This window comes from Shewanella schlegeliana (genome assembly GCF_016765635.1).
Taxonomy (GTDB): Bacteria; Pseudomonadota; Gammaproteobacteria; order Enterobacterales; family Shewanellaceae; genus Shewanella; species Shewanella schlegeliana.
In genome coordinates, this window is the sequence record NZ_JAESVD010000006.1 from 108,353 (window position 1) to 125,134 (window position 16,782).

Here is a 16,782-nt window from a genome sequence, read left to right on the forward strand (position 1 = left end):
AGTTCGTTTTGAGGCAGATATGCAGACAGCATTTATTCAGGGGATGGGAATTGGCGGAAGCCTAATTATGGCAGTAGGTGCACAGAATGCATTTGTTTTAAAACAAGGGCTTAAACGGTCGCATTCGTTACCGATAGCGGCTATCTGCTCCTTTATCGACGCGGTCATGATAACCGCTGGTGTCGCAGGATTAGGCCACCTTATCTTGGCTTTCCCACTGATTAAGGATATTGCCAGTTTTGGTGGAGCGCTGTTTCTGCTTATTTATGGTTATGGTGCCCTCAAATCGTCTTTTAGTGAGTCGAGAATGGAGAGCGATGAGACGTTAGCTGCCGATAGTTTAAAGAAGGCGATATTAACGACTCTGGCGATTAGCCTACTCAATCCGCACCTTTACTTAGACACAGTGGTGTTACTCGGCAGTATTAGCGTGCAATTTGAGGGAACGGACAAACAGTGGTTTGGTGCGGGAGCGGTATTGGCATCCTTCGTTTGGTTTTTTAGTTTAAGCCTAGGTGCTAAATATTTAAGCCCTGTGTTTAAAAAGCCAAAAGCTTGGTGTTACCTCGATAGGTTTATCTGCATCACCATGTGGTCAATTGCCGCAGCATTGATTTATCCCTATCTTGCATAAAACCTGCGTAAAAAAAGGAGCCAATGGCTCCTTTTTTTACGGGCAATATCAGCTATTTTTAAGGTGTGCTAATACAACTTCGTGATGCTCTTTCGTTTTGAATTTATTGAACACATGAGCCACCTTACCATCTTGGCCGATCAAGAAACTCAAGCGATGAATGCCGTCATAGACTTTACCCATGAACTTCTTTTCACCCCAGACACCAAACGCATCGGCTATTGCATGATCTTCATCGCTCAATAGAGAGAAGTTAAGTGCTTGCTTGTCAGAAAACTTAGCAAGTTTAGCAACAGGATCTGGGCTTAGCCCCAACACTGTCACAGATAACTCGTTAAGCTCGGCCATACTGTCTCTAAGACCACAGGCTTGTATCGTACAACCAGGCGTCGACGCCTTTGGGTAGAAGTAAACCAGTACAGGGCCTGTTTTCAATGCCTCTGCAAGACTAATGGTTTCGTCTCTTTGGTTTTGTAGGGTAAAAAGTGGCGCATTGTCGCCAACGGTTAAGGTTTTCATATTCTAATCCTTAAAAGTTTAGCTTTCGACGCCTTGTATACGTTCAATCGTACACTCGAGCGTTAATTCTTCTGCTAATTCGTTTATACCAATTTCGAGTTTATCTAAGTCAACTTTTTCAGGCACATTGATAGTTAAACTAATATTTTGTGTTGGCTTACCAGTAGCGTCTTCTTCTGCATGAGACTTCACCGCAGCAAGATCTAATGATCTGTCAGCTAAAAACTGGGTGATCTTTTTCATTGTGCCACGCTGATCATGACCACTGAAGTTAACATCTAAGCTAGAGATGTAGTTTTGTGGTGTGTGTTTCGACGTGCGCTTCATAACCGTCAATAATTCTAGTTCGACACTTAAGCTTGGTAACATCGACTCAATTTTAGTGATTGATGGCCATGATCCGGAAAGCATCATAATTAGGGTAAATTCATTACCAAAAAGTGCCATGCGACTATCAACGATATCGCAGTCACACTCACTAGCGAGTCGTGCAAACTTACTTACAATACCTGGACGGTCGGCCCCCATTGCAGTAACGACCAAGTGATTGGACATTTAATACCCCATTTTCTTATTAGTTAGACTTAAAAAAAAGCGTCAAATAAATAACGTTTTTTTGTGCGGTGGCTAATGCTATCACAACTTAATCAGAATGCGACCCTTGTCATTGTGATCCTGTAGCATATTTAATATGTTTCAACTTGATGATGAATATGCTTAAGTCTTGCGTCGTAGTGCTTGTTTTTAGTGGATTGCATCAGTACCATAGCCTGTCCTGAACCCTTGGGGAATATACATGATATACGGAAGCATCGTAGCCTTAGTCACACCAATGAATAGTGACGGCACAGTTGATTATAAAAGTCTTGAAAGTTTAGTTGAGTACCATATCGCCCAAGGTACAGATGCCATCGTAGCGGTAGGCACAACTGGTGAGTCAGCCACATTGCCTGCTAAAGAGCATATTGCTGTTGTTGAGCAGACAGTGAAGTTTGCCGCAGGTCGAATTCCAATTATTGGCGGTAATGGCGCCAATGCAACCGCTGAAGCAATAGAGCTGACTAAAGGTCTATCTAATACGGGCGTAGCGGCAATGCTAGGTGTTACCCCATATTATAATAAGCCTACCCCAAAGGGGCTTATTGCTCATTATACCGCGGTTGCCGCAAGCACTGATGTGCCGCAAATTCTTTATAACGTGCCGGGAAGAACCGCTGTTGATATGCGTCCTGAAACCGTTGCTGAACTAGCCGGAATTAGTAATATCATTGGTGTTAAAGAGGCAACGGGAGATCTTTCTCGCGTAAAAGAGTTACGTCAATTATGTGGTGATGATTTTCTTCTTTATAGTGGCGATGATGCAACCGCAAGAGAGTTTCTCTCTTTAGGCGGCAATGGCGTCATCTCTGTTGCTAACAATATCGTACCTAAGCAGTTTAAAGCCATGTGTGATGCGGCTTTAGCTGGCGACATCCCTGCAGCACTTACCGCAGAAGAATCGATTAAAGAGTTGTTTAGTGTACTGTTCTGCGAAGCCAATCCTATCCCTGTAAAATGGGCTGCCCATCGTATGGGACTCATTAGCAATGGAACAATTCGTTTGCCTTTGACTGAACTTTCTACCGAGTTTCATGGTCTGTTGCTAGAAGCGATGAAAAATGCCCGAATAGAGGTTAAATAATAAATGCTAAAGCAAATATCACCACTGATTTTAGTTGCAGCCGTTACTGCATGTAGTACGCCGATTGACAGAAGGCAGGCTAACGACACAGATCAGAACTATCAAGATCTCACTGTCGAGCCACAGCTCGTTATTCCAGCTGGCTTACATAAGCCGACATATAGCAAGGAGTATGATATTCCTGCTGTAGGCAGTAAAGTCGACCAGAGCTTAGTGGGTAAAAAATTAGATATTCGTCCGCCGCTACAGGTATTGCCAATGGCAGAAGGTACCCGTGTAGAAGAGGGCAGTGATAATATCAAAATCGTTGTTGAGTCGATTGATAATGATATCGATCTTAAGCAAGAGCTTTTCGAGGTGCTAAAAGAGTACTTCGCCAGCAAATCGATTTCGTTACGCAGTGAAGATTACGACAAAGGCACACTAGAGACTGATTGGATCGAGAGTGACCAAGTGATTGAGTCAAGCCTCTGGGGAAGTGATAAGGTCTATAAGCTCAAGCAGCGCTATATGTACCATGTAGATGTTCGTCCCCATGGTCGCAGTGGTAATTTAACTATTGATCTTATTGAACATGAAGAGAGCTATGATGGCGATCTACAGGACATTTTACTAAGTGGCGAAGATAAGCGTCGCTATACTATCGATAGATTGAATGACTCGATTAGCTATATCAGCATTGAACGTGCTAAGGCACTGAAGGCTAAGCGTCTTAAGCAAAGTCTAGGTATCGATGTTAACCTAATAAGTGAGGCTGAAGAGCAGGCGTATTGGCTAGCCGATGCTGAGTTTAAACGTACTTGGGATCGTCTACGTATCGTATTACCAGAGATGGGCTTTGAAATTGTCGATATGGACAGCAACAAAGGCTTGCTTTATATCAACGTCACCGATGACTCAGGCTTCTGGAGTTCACTCTGGAGCGAGAAAGAGCTGCCAATCGAGGCGGGTTCATACCGTATTGAACTAAAAGATGGCATTGATGATAAAACAGAAATCCACCTATTGAATGCGAAGAATGAACCTCTATCAAACGAGGTTGTTACCGCTGTTTATGATGGTTTCTCAGAGTTAATGCAAGAAGATCGTAAAGTGCGTTAAATTCGTCATCAACCAAAAGAAAAGGAGCCCTAGGCTCCTTTTTTGTTATTTATACATCTCAGGTGTGACAGTCACCTTTCTATTGTCGCCATACTCTCTAAAGACACTTTCTGCTTGTTAAATAGTTCATGCCCATTAATTATCCTCCCGCAGCCGCTGATTAACCAATATTGCTTCAATATTGTTGGTAATATCCTGTTTTGCATCGCCACCGAACGAGTGTGACTCAAGTGTGTAATTTGTAAGAAAAAGTAAAACGTATTGAAGCCAGTTTGTATCAAGGTAAACTAGACAGAATTGGATATAGTCGTCTGTCAGGGCACTCATGAAAAAAATAATAATAATAATCTTCCTCGCATTAATTGGCGCCGCAGGTGCTTATTTCTACCAACAACAACTCCCGAGCGAAAAAGTTAATAGAGCGCGGCCCACACCTAACGTAGTTGTGACTAAGGCATCGATGCAAGCGATTCGTGACGAGGTTGAAGCCCTCGGCACGAGTAAAGCTAATGAATCGATTACCGTGACACCAAAAGTGACTGATGTGGTCACAAAGGTAAATTTCGATGACGGTGATTTAGTTAGCAAAGGTCGCTTATTGGTACAGCTTCAAGATAGTGAACAGCGCGCCCGTGTCACCGTGGCGAAAGTAAAAGTAAAGGATCATCAGCGAGAGCTCGAACGTATTCGCACCTTAGTCACGAGCCAAACTATCGCCGAACTGGAACGCGATAGACTGCAAACACTTATCGATACGGCGAAAGCCGAACTTGCTCAGGCTGAGTCAGCATTGAGTGATAGACGCATCATCGCGCCATTTTCGGGCTCACTTGGTTTACGTCAGGTGAGCGTAGGCGCGCTGGTCTCTCCTGGCAACGCCATTACCACATTAGATGATATTTCTGTTATTAAACTTGATTTTTCAGTGCCAGAACGCTTTCTACAAGCATTGGCACTGGGCAAAACCGTCGAAGCGACTGCGGTTGCGTTCGATGGTGAGGTGTTTAAGGGCAAGGTTGTTTCAATCGACAGCCGCATAAACCCAACGACTCGTGCGGTGATTGTCAGAGCTGAACTCCCCAACCCTAAGCAGCGTTTACTGCCAGGGATGTTGATGAAGGTTAAGTTGATTAAAACCAGTCGAGATGCGCTGATCTTACCTGAGTCTGCAATTATTCCCATTCAAGATAGGCACTATGTTTACTTGGTTAATGAGGAGGGGGTGATAACACAGAAGCAGGTCTCTTTAGGTCTTCGTAAGCGAGGTTGGGTCGAGATCTTAGATGGCGTAGCGCTAAATGAACAGGTCGTGATCCGCGGATTATTAAAGGTGCGCCCAGGCGATAAGGTTAAGGTGACCTTTAGCGAGCGTTTTAGTTTTCTTAAGCAAGCGAGTGTGGAGCCTGTGGCATGATCTTAACTGATATCTCGGTTAAGCGACCGGTTTTCGCTTCGGTGATCAGCATTTTGCTGATTATTTTTGGACTCGTTGCGTTTGAAAAGCTGCCGTTGCGAGAGTACCCCAATATTGACCCACCAGTGGTGTCGATACAAACAAATTATCGCGGCGCAAGTGCTGCGGTGGTTGAGAGTCGCATTACCCAGCTTGTCGAAGACAGGATTAGTGGTGTTGAGGGCATCAAGCATATCAGTTCATCGAGCAGTGACGGACGCTCGAACGTGACTCTGGAGTTTGATGTAGGTCGTGACATCGAGGCCGCGGCAAATGATGTGAGAGACAGAGTCTCGGGTCTGTTAAATAATTTGCCGGAGGAAGCCGATCCGCCAGAGGTACAAAAAGCCAATGGCGGCGATGAAGTCATCATGTGGTTAAACCTGGTTTCCGATCAGATGACCACACTTCAACTGACCGATTATGCAAGGCGTTACTTAATCGATCGCTTTTCGGTGATTGATGGGGTGGCCAATATGCGCCTAGGTGGAGGTAAAGTCTATGCTATGCGGGTGTGGATCGACAGACAGGCACTCGCGGCAAGAGATTTAACCGTTGCCGATGTGGAAGCGGCACTGCGCTCGGAAAACGTAGAACTTCCAGCCGGTAGTGTCGAATCTAAAGAGCGCCACTTTACTGTGCGCCTAGAGCGAAGTTTTAAAACATCTGATGATTTTGCCAACTTGGTATTGGCAGAGGGGGAAGATGGTTACTTAGTTAAATTGGGTGATGTTGCAAGAGTTGAAATAGGCTCTGAAGAGGAGCGTATTACCTTTAGGGGCAACCGCGAAGCCATGATAGGTCTTGGTGTATCAAAGCAATCAACGGCTAATACACTCGATGTTGCCCGTGCCGCTAACAAGTTAGTCGATCAGCTCAATCCAACGCTACCTGCCGGCATGGAGATCAAGCGCTCCTATGATAGCTCGGTGTTTATTGAAGCATCGGTCAAAGAGGTATACCAGACGCTGTTTATTGCGATGTTTCTGGTGATAGTGGTGATCTACCTATTTCTTGGCAGCGTACGCGCCATGCTCATTCCAGCCTTAACGGTGCCTGTATCTTTGATGGCGACATTTATCGTACTGTTTGCCTTAGGTTACACCATTAACTTATTGACGCTGCTGGCAATGATTTTGGCAATCGGCATGGTCGTTGACGATGCCATTGTGGTTCTTGAAAATATTCATAGGCGAATAGAGGAGGGAGACTCACCATTAAAAGCGGCGTACTTGGGAGCTCGTGAAGTGGCTTTTGCCGTGGTGGCGACCACCTTAGTGCTAGTCGCGGTATTTATGCCGATAACCTTTTTAGAAGGGGATTTGGGGAAGCTGTTTAAAGAGTTCGCGGTTGCCATGAGCGCAGCGGTGATATTCTCCAGTATTGTGGCTTTGACCCTAAGCCCTATGATGTGCTCAAAGGTACTTAAGCCCTCAGGGCAAGATCCTTGGTTAGTGCGTAAAATTGATGCGGGAATGGATAGCTTGTCAAACCATTATCGCGCCATTCTCGCCAAGGCTATGCGCCATCCATTTTTAGTCTCTTCATTAATTCTCGTTGCTCTGGTGAGCAGTGCATTTCTTGCAAAAGAGGTGCCTCAGGAATTTGCACCGAGAGAAGATAGAGGCTCAATGTTCTTAATCGTTAATGGCCCCCAAGGGGCGAGCTTTGAATATATTGAGTCCTATATGGATGAGATTGAAAATCGCTTGATGCCGCTAGTTGAGGCGGGGGAAATTAAGCGCCTGCTTATTCGTGCTCCCCGTGGATTTGGCCGTAGCGCAAACTTCTCAAATGGTATGGCGATTATCGTCTTGGAGGATTGGGCGGTCAGACGTAGTGCTTTTGAGATTATCGGTGATATCCGCGGTCGCTTGTCAGATTTAGCCGGTGTGCGCGCCTTTCCTGTAATGCGACAAGCCTTTGGACGAGGAGTGGGTAAACCTGTGCAGTTTGTCCTAGGTGGTCCAAGTTATGAAGAACTGGCTAGGTGGCGTGACATTATTATTGAGAAAGCGAAAGAAAATCCAAATCTAGTGGGTTTAGATCATGATTATAATGAGACGAAACCGCAGCTTAGAGTGGTGATCGATAAAGATAGAGCCGCAGCACTGGGTGTGTCGATTTCCCATATCGGTCGTACACTTGAATCGATGTTAGGCTCACGCTTAGTGACGACTTTTATGAGAGATGGTGAAGAGTATGATGTGATTATCGAAGGTAACCGAGATAATCAAAATACCGCCAATGATCTAGAAAATATCTATGTGCGTTCCGATAGGAGCAAGGAGCTTATTCCTCTATCCAACCTTATCTCTATAGAGGAGTTTGCGGATGCCAGTCAGCTAAATCGTTACAACCGGATGCGGGCTATTACCATTGAGGCCAACTTGGCCGATGGCTACAGCCTAGGCGAAGCGTTAGATTACCTCAATGATTTGACCCATGCGTATCTGCCTACCGAGGCGATTGTTAGCTATAAAGGGCAATCACTGGATTATCAAGACTCAGGCAATTCGATGTACTTTGTGTTTATCTTAGCCTTAGGCATCGTATTCTTAGTGCTTGCGGCGCAGTTTGAAAGTTACATTCATCCACTGGTGATTATGTTGACAGTGCCCTTGGCTACGCTTGGGGCCTTAATTGGCTTATGGCTAACAGATCAGAGTCTCAATATTTACAGTCAGATAGGCATTATTATGCTGGTGGGCCTGGCTGCAAAGAATGGTATTTTAATTGTCGAATTTGCGAATCAGCTAAGAGATAAAGGATTTGAATTTCAGCAAGCGATCATTCAGGCTTCGAGCCAACGGCTTAGACCCATCTTAATGACGGGGATTACCACTGCTGCGGGTGCTGTGCCGCTAGTACTTGCCGAGGGGGCGGGGGCGGAAACTCGCTTTGTTATTGGTGTGGTTGTGCTTTCTGGGATCACCTTAGCGACATTTTTTACACTGTTTGTCATTCCTGTCGCTTATTCGTTATTAGCTAAAAATACCAGTTCTCCAGAGGCGATAGCCAAGCAACTTGAAAAGGAGTTGTCTCAATAGCGTCGAGTTAACCCAAGATGAGTTTTTGAGAAAGAAAAAAGGCGCTATGAGCGCCTTTTTTGTGAATAAAAATTTAACTGGCTACTATTTGTTGCCTAGTTACAATGACTTATCTCTTTATGACTTGCCTGTCTTATCGCTCTGACCTGAGTGATTATTAGTGGGCGTATCATTACTTGTTGTGGTATCACGGCTTTGAACACTTTCTTCCTGTTCAGATCCTTCTTTTTCAGAAAGTTTTTTGTCGTGATGATTTTTACCAAATTGCGTCATCTTGTGTTTAGCACTGTACTTTAAGACCGCAAGGTTACTGGCGATCACTCCGAGCACCAGTAAAATCAATAAACCCACTTCAAGATCTGACATCACTTAACCTCAATTAGTCTACAGCAAGTCTAGCTTCGCAAATGCGGATATCTTCAGGGGTATCTACTTCAGGTGAATCGAAGGCGCTGATGGCAACTTTGATTTTGTAGCCGTATTCGAGCGCTCTAAGCTGTTCAAGTTTTTCAAGATCTTCTAAGCGGCCAAGTGGAAGCTTTGCGAATGTCTGAACAAATTTGCGTGTATATGCGTAAATACCTAGATGCTTGTATACCGGGTAATCGCTGTTGTCACGACCAAAGGGAATCGTTGCACGAGAAAAATAGAGCGCATTAAAATTATTATCGAATACCATTTTCACATGGTTAGGATCATTAATCTGAGCTTCGTCAGTAATCGCAACACCTAATGTTGCCATATCAAATTCGCCTGGGTGGCGTTCACAAAGGCTAACAAGTTGCTCAATAGAGATTGGATCAATAAGTGGTTGATCGCCTTGCAAGTTAATGACGAGATCATCATCAGCAAGACCTAGCTGAGTAATTGCATCGTCGATACGGTCTGTACCCGATGCGGCATCTGCACCTGTCATAACAACTTTGCCACCAAAACCTTCTACAGCGTCTTTAATGCGCTCATCATCGGTGGCGACATAGATGTCTTTAAGCCCTTTTGCTAAAGCAGCGCGCTCGTAGACATGCTGGATCATTGGCTTGCCGTTAATCGGCGCCAATGGCTTGCCAGGGAAACGGCTAGAGCCGTAACGAGCAGGGATTAATAAGGTTACATTCATTCAATTTACCTACTTAAAAAAGTATCATGGGCTTCTTTTTGAAGCCCATTCTATGCTTACGCTAGAGTTTAGATACGACGGAATAGCTTAGTCAGCATTTCGTCGGTGACTTTTTCTTCCCAGCCCTCACCGTAAACATTGTCCCAAAGTGGCCCCATGCTCTTGGTGACGGCAACCATCTTAGCGATAGTTTCGTCAGGAAGATCCTTACAGATGTTCTTCGGCAGAACGATATTGTGTTTATCCATCATCTTACGGAATTCAGCAACACCTTCTGGGTAGAACTCTTCAAGTACATCAAATGCTAGGCAATTACCGATCCCATGATGGTAGCCTAGTACATAGCCTAGACCATAAGATACGGCATGACACGCGCCAACTTGGCTATAGGCGATACTCATACCACCCATATAAGATGCCATCATCAGCTTGTCGTCTTTCTCTTCATGATCGTCTAGGAAGACTTCACGGCAAAGATCCATCGATTTTTCGGCAAATGCTTTAGCAAATTCGTTTAAATATGTGCCTTCGAGTGACTCAACGCAGTGGATATAGCAATCCATACCTGTGTAGAACCACTGGTCTGTTGGCACGCCAGCGATAAGCTCAGAATCCATAATGATCTGATCAAACACTGTGTAATCAGAGTTTAAGCCTAGTTTACGTACTGGTCCACAAAGTACCGCAGTACGTGATGCTTCTGCGCCTGTTCCCGATACCGTTGGAATACCAATATGGTGAATAGCGGGGTTCTTAATGAGATCCCAACCTTGGTATTCGGCACTTCCGCCGGGGTTTGTTAGCATCAGCGATACAGCCTTTGCCAAGTCTAGGGTCGAACCACCACCAAGGCCAACAATACTGACTGGTAACTTGTTATTAAAGGCTTGAACTTGCTCAGTTAGAGCATCAACTTGTTTTGTCGTGGGTTCGTCGTCCACATTGACATAAATGAGTAAGTCTTGTGCTTTGGCTGGAACACGATGACCTAGTGGTTTTGATTGATGTGCATCATCAACTAAAAATACCACAAAATCATCTTCTAGCTTACGCTCTTCTGCTAGCACTTGATCTAGCTGAACAAATGAACCGCGACCAAAAATCATTTTTGGTACACATTTGAAATTCTTAAAACTCATTCCGACATTCTCCGTTGGGCCATTAATTTAAAATGTGCCATCGCGTCGAAATCCTCGGCGCGACGGATACTCGTTGTTGCTTAAGCGAAAGCGCGTTTAATATTTTCGATGCGCTGCTTAATTTCTTCCTCAGTCCATGACAGTTTGATAAGCATTGAGATAGTACGACTCATAATTGCATCAGACTTAGGCACAGACACGTTAGTATAATCCGGTCTGTCTTCAATAAGTGTTATCGGGAGCGCAGAAGGAGATTTAAGCTCCTGGATATGCTTCCAATTTGATAAATAATGCCAGTTGTTGATATACCAGTAGAAGCAACCATCGACGCCATTTTCAGCCAATCTCTTATTGACTTCGATAGTACGTTCTTCAGTTGGCATAAAGAAGGTTAGGAAGCCTGCTGAATCGCCTTCAACATCGGGGATCTCGCGGAAAGACACTTCGGAGATCTCAGCCATCGCATCTTTAATTAACTTTTTGTTGGTGCGCTGGATGTCGATGATCTTGTCTAGCTTACGTAACTGCGCTAGACCCATTGCCGAGTTCATCTCAGAGATACGGAAGTTCAGTCCCATAATGGGGTGGCCTTCGGCGCCGCGGTCATTACCAACGTGATCGTGACCATGATCAGAAAACATATGCGCATAGTTGTAAATGGTTTCATTGTTGGTAATAACGGCACCACCCTCACCGCAGGTGATGGTTTTCACCGAGTCAAAAGAGTAACAGCCGACATCACCGATAGTACCGAGTGCTTGACCTCTGTAACTGCCACCAATAGCTTGGCAGGCATCTTCGAGTAGCACTAAGTTGTGCTTGGCACAGATGGCTTTGATCTCATCCATTTTAGCCATAGAGCCACACATATGAACTAAGTTAACCGCCTTAGTTTTTGGTGTGATTGCCGCTTCGATACCTTCTGGAGAAAGACATAGTGTTTCATCGATCTCAGCAAATACTGGAACAGCCCCCGCCATAAAGACGGCTTCAACTGATGCGACAAAGGTAAATGGCGGCACGATAACTTCGTCGCGGGCACCAATACCAGCTGCAGCCATTGCCGTTTGTAAGGCAGCTGTACCACTAGAGACTAAATGCGCATGCTTGGCATTCATCTTTTCGCACAGCAGAGCTTCCATTTCACGGGTTTTCCAGCGGTCGTTGCGCATATGATCAAAGTTATAACGGAAGGTAAAGCCATTCTCCATTACATCCGCGACTTCTTGTTTCTCTTCAGGACCAAATAATTCAAAACCAGGCATGGATATTTCCTTAGTGTTCACTGCGCTAAATTACGCCAAAAATAAATAACCGATTATAACTGTGTAGGAGAGGTAACTGCGAGAATTCTTACGATTTTTCTCATATTTAGTAAAAATTTAGTAACGATTGCTAAAAAAAAGGGCTATCTCAGCAAATCGCTTGAGATAACCCTTTTTATTATGTTTAAAAACTAGGCGTTGCTAGCTATCTTGTTTAGCGGTTTCTTTATTAACGGTAACATCTAAATCGGAAAGCAAACCGTTTTCTACGCTGTAGATCCAACCATGGATGGCGACATCTTGACCTCTTGCCCACGCTTCTTGAACAATCGTGGTGCTGGTTACATTGGCAACCTGTTCCATAACGTTCAGTTCGCACAAGCGATCGAAGCGCTCAGACTCGTCCATATTATCAAGATCGGCGTTATGCAAGCGATATACGTCGCGAATATGACCTAGCCAGTTATCGATAAGGCCTAATCTGTCGGTGCCCATTGAGGCCTTAATACCGCCACAGCCATAGTGGCCAACAACCATAATATGCTTTACTTTAAGCACCTCGACAGCATACTGCAGTACCGATAAGCAGTTTAAATCGGTATGAATGACCATATTGGCGATATTACGGTGGACAAAAACTTCGCCTGGCATCAAGTCAATGATCTGATTGGAAGGGACACGACTATCGGAGCAGCCAATCCATAAATACTCAGGCGTTTGCTGTTTGGCGAGTTGTTCGAAGAATTTTGGATCTTCTTCTAAGATCCGGCCTGCCCAGCGACGATTATTTTCAAAAAGCGGTTTTAGTAGTTTCATTTGGGCCTTATATTTGCTCAGTTAAGATTAACTTGAATGCAGGCTAAGTTTATCACTGTAACCTAACCTAACCTAGCTGGTCTATTCAGTACTATAGAATAGTAATCTTAAATATTTGTTAATAATGTTGCTTTTGGTGTGCGAGTGTTGCAAATATCTTAATATAACATTGTGCTTAGGCTTGTTTGAAAATGCCTTGCTAAAACTGAACCTAAGCACTGAGTGAAAGCGTTGCTAGCCGCAATTGTGCTCAGGAATTAGTCGATAAAAAATGGCTAAGACGTTGATTAATAAATTCTGCTTGCTCTAAGCTTGAAATATGACCGCAATCGGGAATATGTACGTATTCGCTACCATCGATGGCATCATGCATCAAATAACCTTCTAATACGCTGCGCGCTTTATCTTCGACTCCAGTCATGATTAAACAAGGTAGGGTAAGCAGGTGGGCATCATCCATGGTGTCACGGCGTCCGAAAATCATTCTGCCTATCTGGTATAGGTTGTCGATATTACCGCTGTCGAAGTGCGTTAACTTCTGCTTGAAAGTCTCGACTAATTCGACTTTGGCTTGATTAGCAAAGAAGAGCGGCGTAATCGTGTCGATGATTTTGTTTGAAATTGTTTGTTCATTCTTGATGACTTCGAGCATGGCGTAATATTTATCACGTGTGATTTCAGGCTCATAACCGATAAAGCTGCCTAACATAACTAAGCTTTGCACGCGAGTAGGGGCTTTAAGCGCAAGTTCTGCTCCCCACATGGCACCAACTGATAAGCCAATTACTGAGAATTTTTCGATTTGAAGATGATCCATAAGCAACAGCATATGGTCGGCTATATCTCTTAGGTTACGAGTGTTGCTAGGTAGCGCGCCTGAAAAGCCATGTCCCCAAAGGTCCGGTACGATACAGCGGAAGTGCTGACTGAGGTGAGCTATCTGCGGCGCCCACATATCGCTATCCCACAGGTAACTGTGCCCCAAAAGCAATACAGGTCCTTGGCCTATATCGAGGAAGCTTAGCTCGCTGCCATCAATGGTTAATTGTTGTCTGTATTGAGCGTACGGGATGGTTGTTTCTGTCATGTTCACAGTGTGATCTCAAATATGTGTGAATAATTTAAATTTAAAAGGCTTTACTGGCTGTTAGGGATAGGAGCGACTCTGATGACGTATTCGTTAATGAGTGACTCTAGCTGGGCCAATATCGTCTCTTTTTCTAGGATGTCTGAAGATGCCAGCACCGATTTAACCGACTGCAAATCATAAGCTTCAAGATAAGCAGCAGAAATAGGAAAATAGCTTAAGTGCCAAGGTTCGGGGCTTACGCCACTGAGCTGTGGTTGATAAGGACGGTAAAACCCGTAATCTTGTGCGTGCTTGTTTAGCCACTGGTTTAATTCAAAACAGGGGCCATTAACCTGATACTCGGAGGGAATCAGACGAAGTTGTTCACGGCTTATTTTATTGGCATCAAAAATATCGATATCTGTTCCCCAGTGATGACGGGACATTCCTGGAATAGCAGACCAAATAAGGATAAGGTTGATCAACTGATTTGAAGATAGGCTCTCTATTGATACAGGTTGAGACTCTCTATTTAATAAGACTCTTTTACCGCTTGCCTTGGCATTCCAAATGGATAGTTGCTTTTCGAAATTACGATAGCCGGAGCAGATTTGAAGGTCGATACCATCGCTAACGGCTGCACGCTGCATTGTTAAAAATGCAGCGGCAGTATTGGTTTCCAGAAGATGCCCTAAGCAATTGACAAGTCCTTGTTTGTCAAGGCCGTATAAATGGGACTGAGTTACTTGCACAGTAGGTTTTCCAATATCGCTTCATAGCAGTCGGTGAGTAGCTCAAGATCTGAGACTTTCACGCACTCGTTCACTTTATGGATGGTGGCATTGACCGGGCCTAGTTCGATAACTTGTGCGCCAGTTGGTGCAATAAAGCGTCCATCAGAGGTGCCGCCAGAAGTTTGAGGATCGGTATCTGAGCCTGTCACTTTTTTAACCGCAGCCTTTGTTGCTTCTAATAGAGGGCCTTCTCCGGTTAAGAAAGGTAAACCGTTATAGACCCAATTGATATCATAATCTAGGCCATGAGCATCTAGTATATTGAGTACACGCTCAATTAAAATCTCAGCGGTAACTTCAGTGGAGTAACGGAAGTTAAACATCACCTCTAGTGCGCCAGGAATAACATTTGATGCGCCTGTGCCGCCATTAATATTGGCTATTTGGAAGCTAGTCGGTGGAAAGAACTCATTGCCATTATCCCACTTCATTCGGGCTAATTCATCCAGTGCCGGAGCGGCCTTATGAATAGGGTTATCGGCTAGGTGAGGGTAGGCAACGTGCCCCTGGATCCCTTTCACTGTTAGGTTACCTGTGAGGCTGCCACGGCGACCATTTTTAACAATATCACCGAGCTTATGGGTCGAAGAGGGCTCGCCGACCAGTGACCAAGTGATTTTTTCGTTGCGCGCTTCTAGAGTATCGATGACGCGAGTGGTGCCATTGATAAACGGCCCTTCTTCGTCACTGGTAATTAGAAATGCAATAGAGCCTTGATGATCAGGGTGTTTGCTCACGAAGCGCTCTGTGGCTACAACCATGGCTGCCAATGAACCTTTCATATCGGCTGCGCCACGACCATGAAGATAGTCGTCAATAACGACTGGATCAAATGGTGGCGTGTGCCAGCGGTTTAGATCACCGACAGGAACCACATCGGTATGGCCCGCAAAGCAAAAGAGTGGAGACTGTGTTCCTCGGCGAGCCCACATGTTAGTGGTATCTTCAAACACCATGGACTCAATTTCGAAGCCAACTTGCTGTAGCCGCTCGGCCATCAATGGCTGACAGCCTTCGTCTAAAGGCGTGACTGAAGGGCGAGAGATAAGATCTTTGGCGAGTTTTAGTACTGCAGACTCGTCATGCTGGCTCATAGATTGAACCACACACGGTAATCAGCCTCTTTGAATCCAACCTGTACTTGATTATTTGCCACCAAAACGGGACGTTTGATCAAAGTTGGGTATAGGGTCATAAGTGCGATGGCTTTCTTCTCATTCAGATCGCTCTTTTCCGTCTCGGTAAGGTTTCTAAAGCTAGTACTACGCTTATTGAATAACGCTTCCCAGCCAATAGCTGCTACCCATTGCTCTACCTGCTCACTGGTGAGTCCGTCTTCACGAAAATCATGAAAAGCCACATCAATTTGATTAGCTTCTAGCCATTTACGCGCCTTACGTACGGTATCGCAATTCTTAATCCCAAAAAGTGTCAAAGGGTACTCCAATCTGTTTTTATAAATTTTGTGCATTGTGGCATTGCTTTAGACTCGGCTCAAGAGCGAACTGAGGCGATGCTGCCGTTGTTGAGTGTTATTCAATGCATATTGCTGTTTGACGGTATTTGTTGAGCAAAAGCAATGGCGATTACTCTGCACTACAAAGGTTACAGCATGACAGAAAAGATCACATCTTTACCTGCTTCGATATGCCCCTGCTTCTTGTCTAAGCCCTGTATGTCTTCCATATTGGCAATGAGCACAGGTGTCAGTAGGCTATCGGCGTGCTCGGTTAAGTAGTCAAGATCAAACGCTAAAATGGGGTCGCCTACTTTAACCTCTTGCCCCTCTTCGGCTAAGCGCTTAAAGCCATTACCTCTAAGTTCAACTGTGCCGATGCCAAAATGGACAAAGATCTCAAGCCCTTGGGGAGATTCAATACTAAATGCATGGTTAGTTTCGAAAATTTTTCCGATTGTACCGTCAATAGGTGCGAGGATCTGCTGACCTTTAGGCTCGATAGCCAAGCCGTCACCAACAATTTTCTCTGAAAAAACTGCATCAGGTACTTTTTCTATGGCAACAATTTTTCCGGAAACAGGGGCATAGACATTCACAACACCTGCGATGTCAGTTTGACCTGAGATCAGTCGTCGAATTCGGCTTAAAAATCCCATCTATATTTTGCCTCTTGCTATGTTCATTG

17 protein-coding genes are annotated in these 16,782 nt (G+C 44.7%); 5 read left to right on the top strand and 12 right to left on the bottom strand.

The features are described 5' to 3' along the window. The first annotated feature begins 19 nt into the window (after positions 1 to 19). The gene (locus JMA39_RS11725; protein WP_202722052.1) at positions 20 to 634 is read left to right on the top strand and encodes a LysE/ArgO family amino acid transporter; all 615 of its coding nucleotides are present in this window, start codon (positions 20 to 22) and stop codon (positions 632 to 634) included. A gap of 48 nt (positions 635 to 682) precedes the next feature. Here the strand turns inward: JMA39_RS11725 and bcp are convergent, their stop codons facing one another. Continuing rightward, complete coding sequence (bcp, locus tag JMA39_RS11730) at positions 683 to 1,153, bottom strand: thioredoxin-dependent thiol peroxidase (protein WP_202722053.1); 471 nt, start codon at positions 1,151 to 1,153, stop codon at positions 683 to 685. Positions 1,154 to 1,171: 18 nt separating this feature from the next. Further along, positions 1,172 to 1,708, bottom strand: coding sequence for a glycine cleavage system protein R (locus JMA39_RS11735; protein ID WP_202722054.1), 537 nt, complete (start codon positions 1,706 to 1,708; stop codon positions 1,172 to 1,174). A 241-nt stretch (positions 1,709 to 1,949) separates the two neighbouring features. Between JMA39_RS11735 and dapA the strand changes: the two genes are divergently transcribed. From dapA to JMA39_RS11755, 4 genes are all read left to right on the top strand, one after another. Beyond that, complete coding sequence (dapA, locus tag JMA39_RS11740) at positions 1,950 to 2,834, top strand: 4-hydroxy-tetrahydrodipicolinate synthase (protein WP_202722055.1); 885 nt, start codon at positions 1,950 to 1,952, stop codon at positions 2,832 to 2,834. A gap of 3 nt (positions 2,835 to 2,837) precedes the next feature. Next, the gene (gene bamC / locus JMA39_RS11745; protein WP_202722056.1) at positions 2,838 to 3,935 is read left to right on the top strand and encodes an outer membrane protein assembly factor BamC; all 1,098 of its coding nucleotides are present in this window, start codon (positions 2,838 to 2,840) and stop codon (positions 3,933 to 3,935) included. Positions 3,936 to 4,260: 325 nt separating this feature from the next. Then, positions 4,261 to 5,349 (top strand): efflux RND transporter periplasmic adaptor subunit, encoded by a 1,089-nt coding sequence (locus tag JMA39_RS11750; RefSeq protein WP_202722057.1) that lies wholly within the window; start codon positions 4,261 to 4,263, stop codon positions 5,347 to 5,349. Further along, positions 5,346 to 8,438, top strand: a complete 3,093-nt coding sequence (locus JMA39_RS11755; protein ID WP_202722058.1) for an efflux RND transporter permease subunit — start codon at positions 5,346 to 5,348, stop codon at positions 8,436 to 8,438. The genes JMA39_RS11750 and JMA39_RS11755 overlap by 4 nt, the downstream gene beginning before the upstream one ends. Positions 8,439 to 8,555: 117 nt before the next feature. On the opposite strand, the gene JMA39_RS11760 is transcribed toward JMA39_RS11755, so the two are convergent. The 10 genes from JMA39_RS11760 to crr all read right to left on the bottom strand — a co-directional run bounded on the left by JMA39_RS11760 (position 8,556) and on the right by crr (position 16,753). After that, positions 8,556 to 8,804: a DUF2897 family protein gene (locus tag JMA39_RS11760; protein WP_202722059.1), complete on the bottom strand. Its 249-nt coding sequence runs from the start codon at positions 8,802 to 8,804 to the stop codon at positions 8,556 to 8,558. A gap of 13 nt (positions 8,805 to 8,817) precedes the next feature. Continuing rightward, a complete protein-coding gene (gene kdsB / locus JMA39_RS11765) occupies positions 8,818 to 9,555 on the bottom strand; it encodes a 3-deoxy-manno-octulosonate cytidylyltransferase (protein ID WP_202722060.1) in 738 nt (245 codons plus the stop codon). Between the two features lie 68 nt (positions 9,556 to 9,623). Next, positions 9,624 to 10,694, bottom strand: a complete 1,071-nt coding sequence (kdnB, locus tag JMA39_RS11770; RefSeq protein ID WP_202722061.1) for a 3-deoxy-alpha-D-manno-octulosonate 8-oxidase KdnB — start codon at positions 10,692 to 10,694, stop codon at positions 9,624 to 9,626. An 80-nt stretch (positions 10,695 to 10,774) separates the two neighbouring features. Then, positions 10,775 to 11,959 (bottom strand): 8-amino-3,8-dideoxy-alpha-D-manno-octulosonate transaminase KdnA, encoded by a 1,185-nt coding sequence (gene kdnA, locus JMA39_RS11775; protein ID WP_202722062.1) that lies wholly within the window; start codon positions 11,957 to 11,959, stop codon positions 10,775 to 10,777. Between the two features lie 201 nt (positions 11,960 to 12,160). Further along, the gene (can, locus tag JMA39_RS11780) at positions 12,161 to 12,775 is read right to left on the bottom strand and encodes a carbonate dehydratase (RefSeq protein ID WP_202722063.1); all 615 of its coding nucleotides are present in this window, start codon (positions 12,773 to 12,775) and stop codon (positions 12,161 to 12,163) included. 250 nt (positions 12,776 to 13,025) lie between these two features. Beyond that, the gene (locus JMA39_RS11785) at positions 13,026 to 13,847 is read right to left on the bottom strand and encodes an alpha/beta fold hydrolase (protein WP_202722279.1); all 822 of its coding nucleotides are present in this window, start codon (positions 13,845 to 13,847) and stop codon (positions 13,026 to 13,028) included. A gap of 65 nt (positions 13,848 to 13,912) precedes the next feature. Further along, positions 13,913 to 14,596 (bottom strand): M15 family metallopeptidase, encoded by a 684-nt coding sequence (locus JMA39_RS11790; RefSeq protein WP_244999882.1) that lies wholly within the window; start codon positions 14,594 to 14,596, stop codon positions 13,913 to 13,915. Continuing rightward, on the bottom strand, positions 14,587 to 15,732 hold the full coding sequence (dapE, locus tag JMA39_RS11795; RefSeq protein ID WP_202722064.1) for a succinyl-diaminopimelate desuccinylase: 1,146 nt from the start codon (positions 15,730 to 15,732) through the stop codon (positions 14,587 to 14,589). Before dapE ends, JMA39_RS11790 begins: the two co-directional genes overlap by 10 nt. After that, positions 15,729 to 16,073 carry an ArsC family reductase gene (locus tag JMA39_RS11800; RefSeq protein WP_237732797.1) on the bottom strand — a complete coding sequence of 115 codons (345 nt, stop codon included), beginning with the start codon at positions 16,071 to 16,073 and terminating at the stop codon, positions 15,729 to 15,731. The genes dapE and JMA39_RS11800 overlap by 4 nt, the downstream gene beginning before the upstream one ends. Before the next feature lie 170 nt (positions 16,074 to 16,243). Beyond that, positions 16,244 to 16,753: a PTS glucose transporter subunit IIA gene (crr, locus tag JMA39_RS11805; RefSeq protein ID WP_202722066.1), complete on the bottom strand. Its 510-nt coding sequence runs from the start codon at positions 16,751 to 16,753 to the stop codon at positions 16,244 to 16,246. Between the last annotated feature and the right edge of the window lie 29 nt (positions 16,754 to 16,782).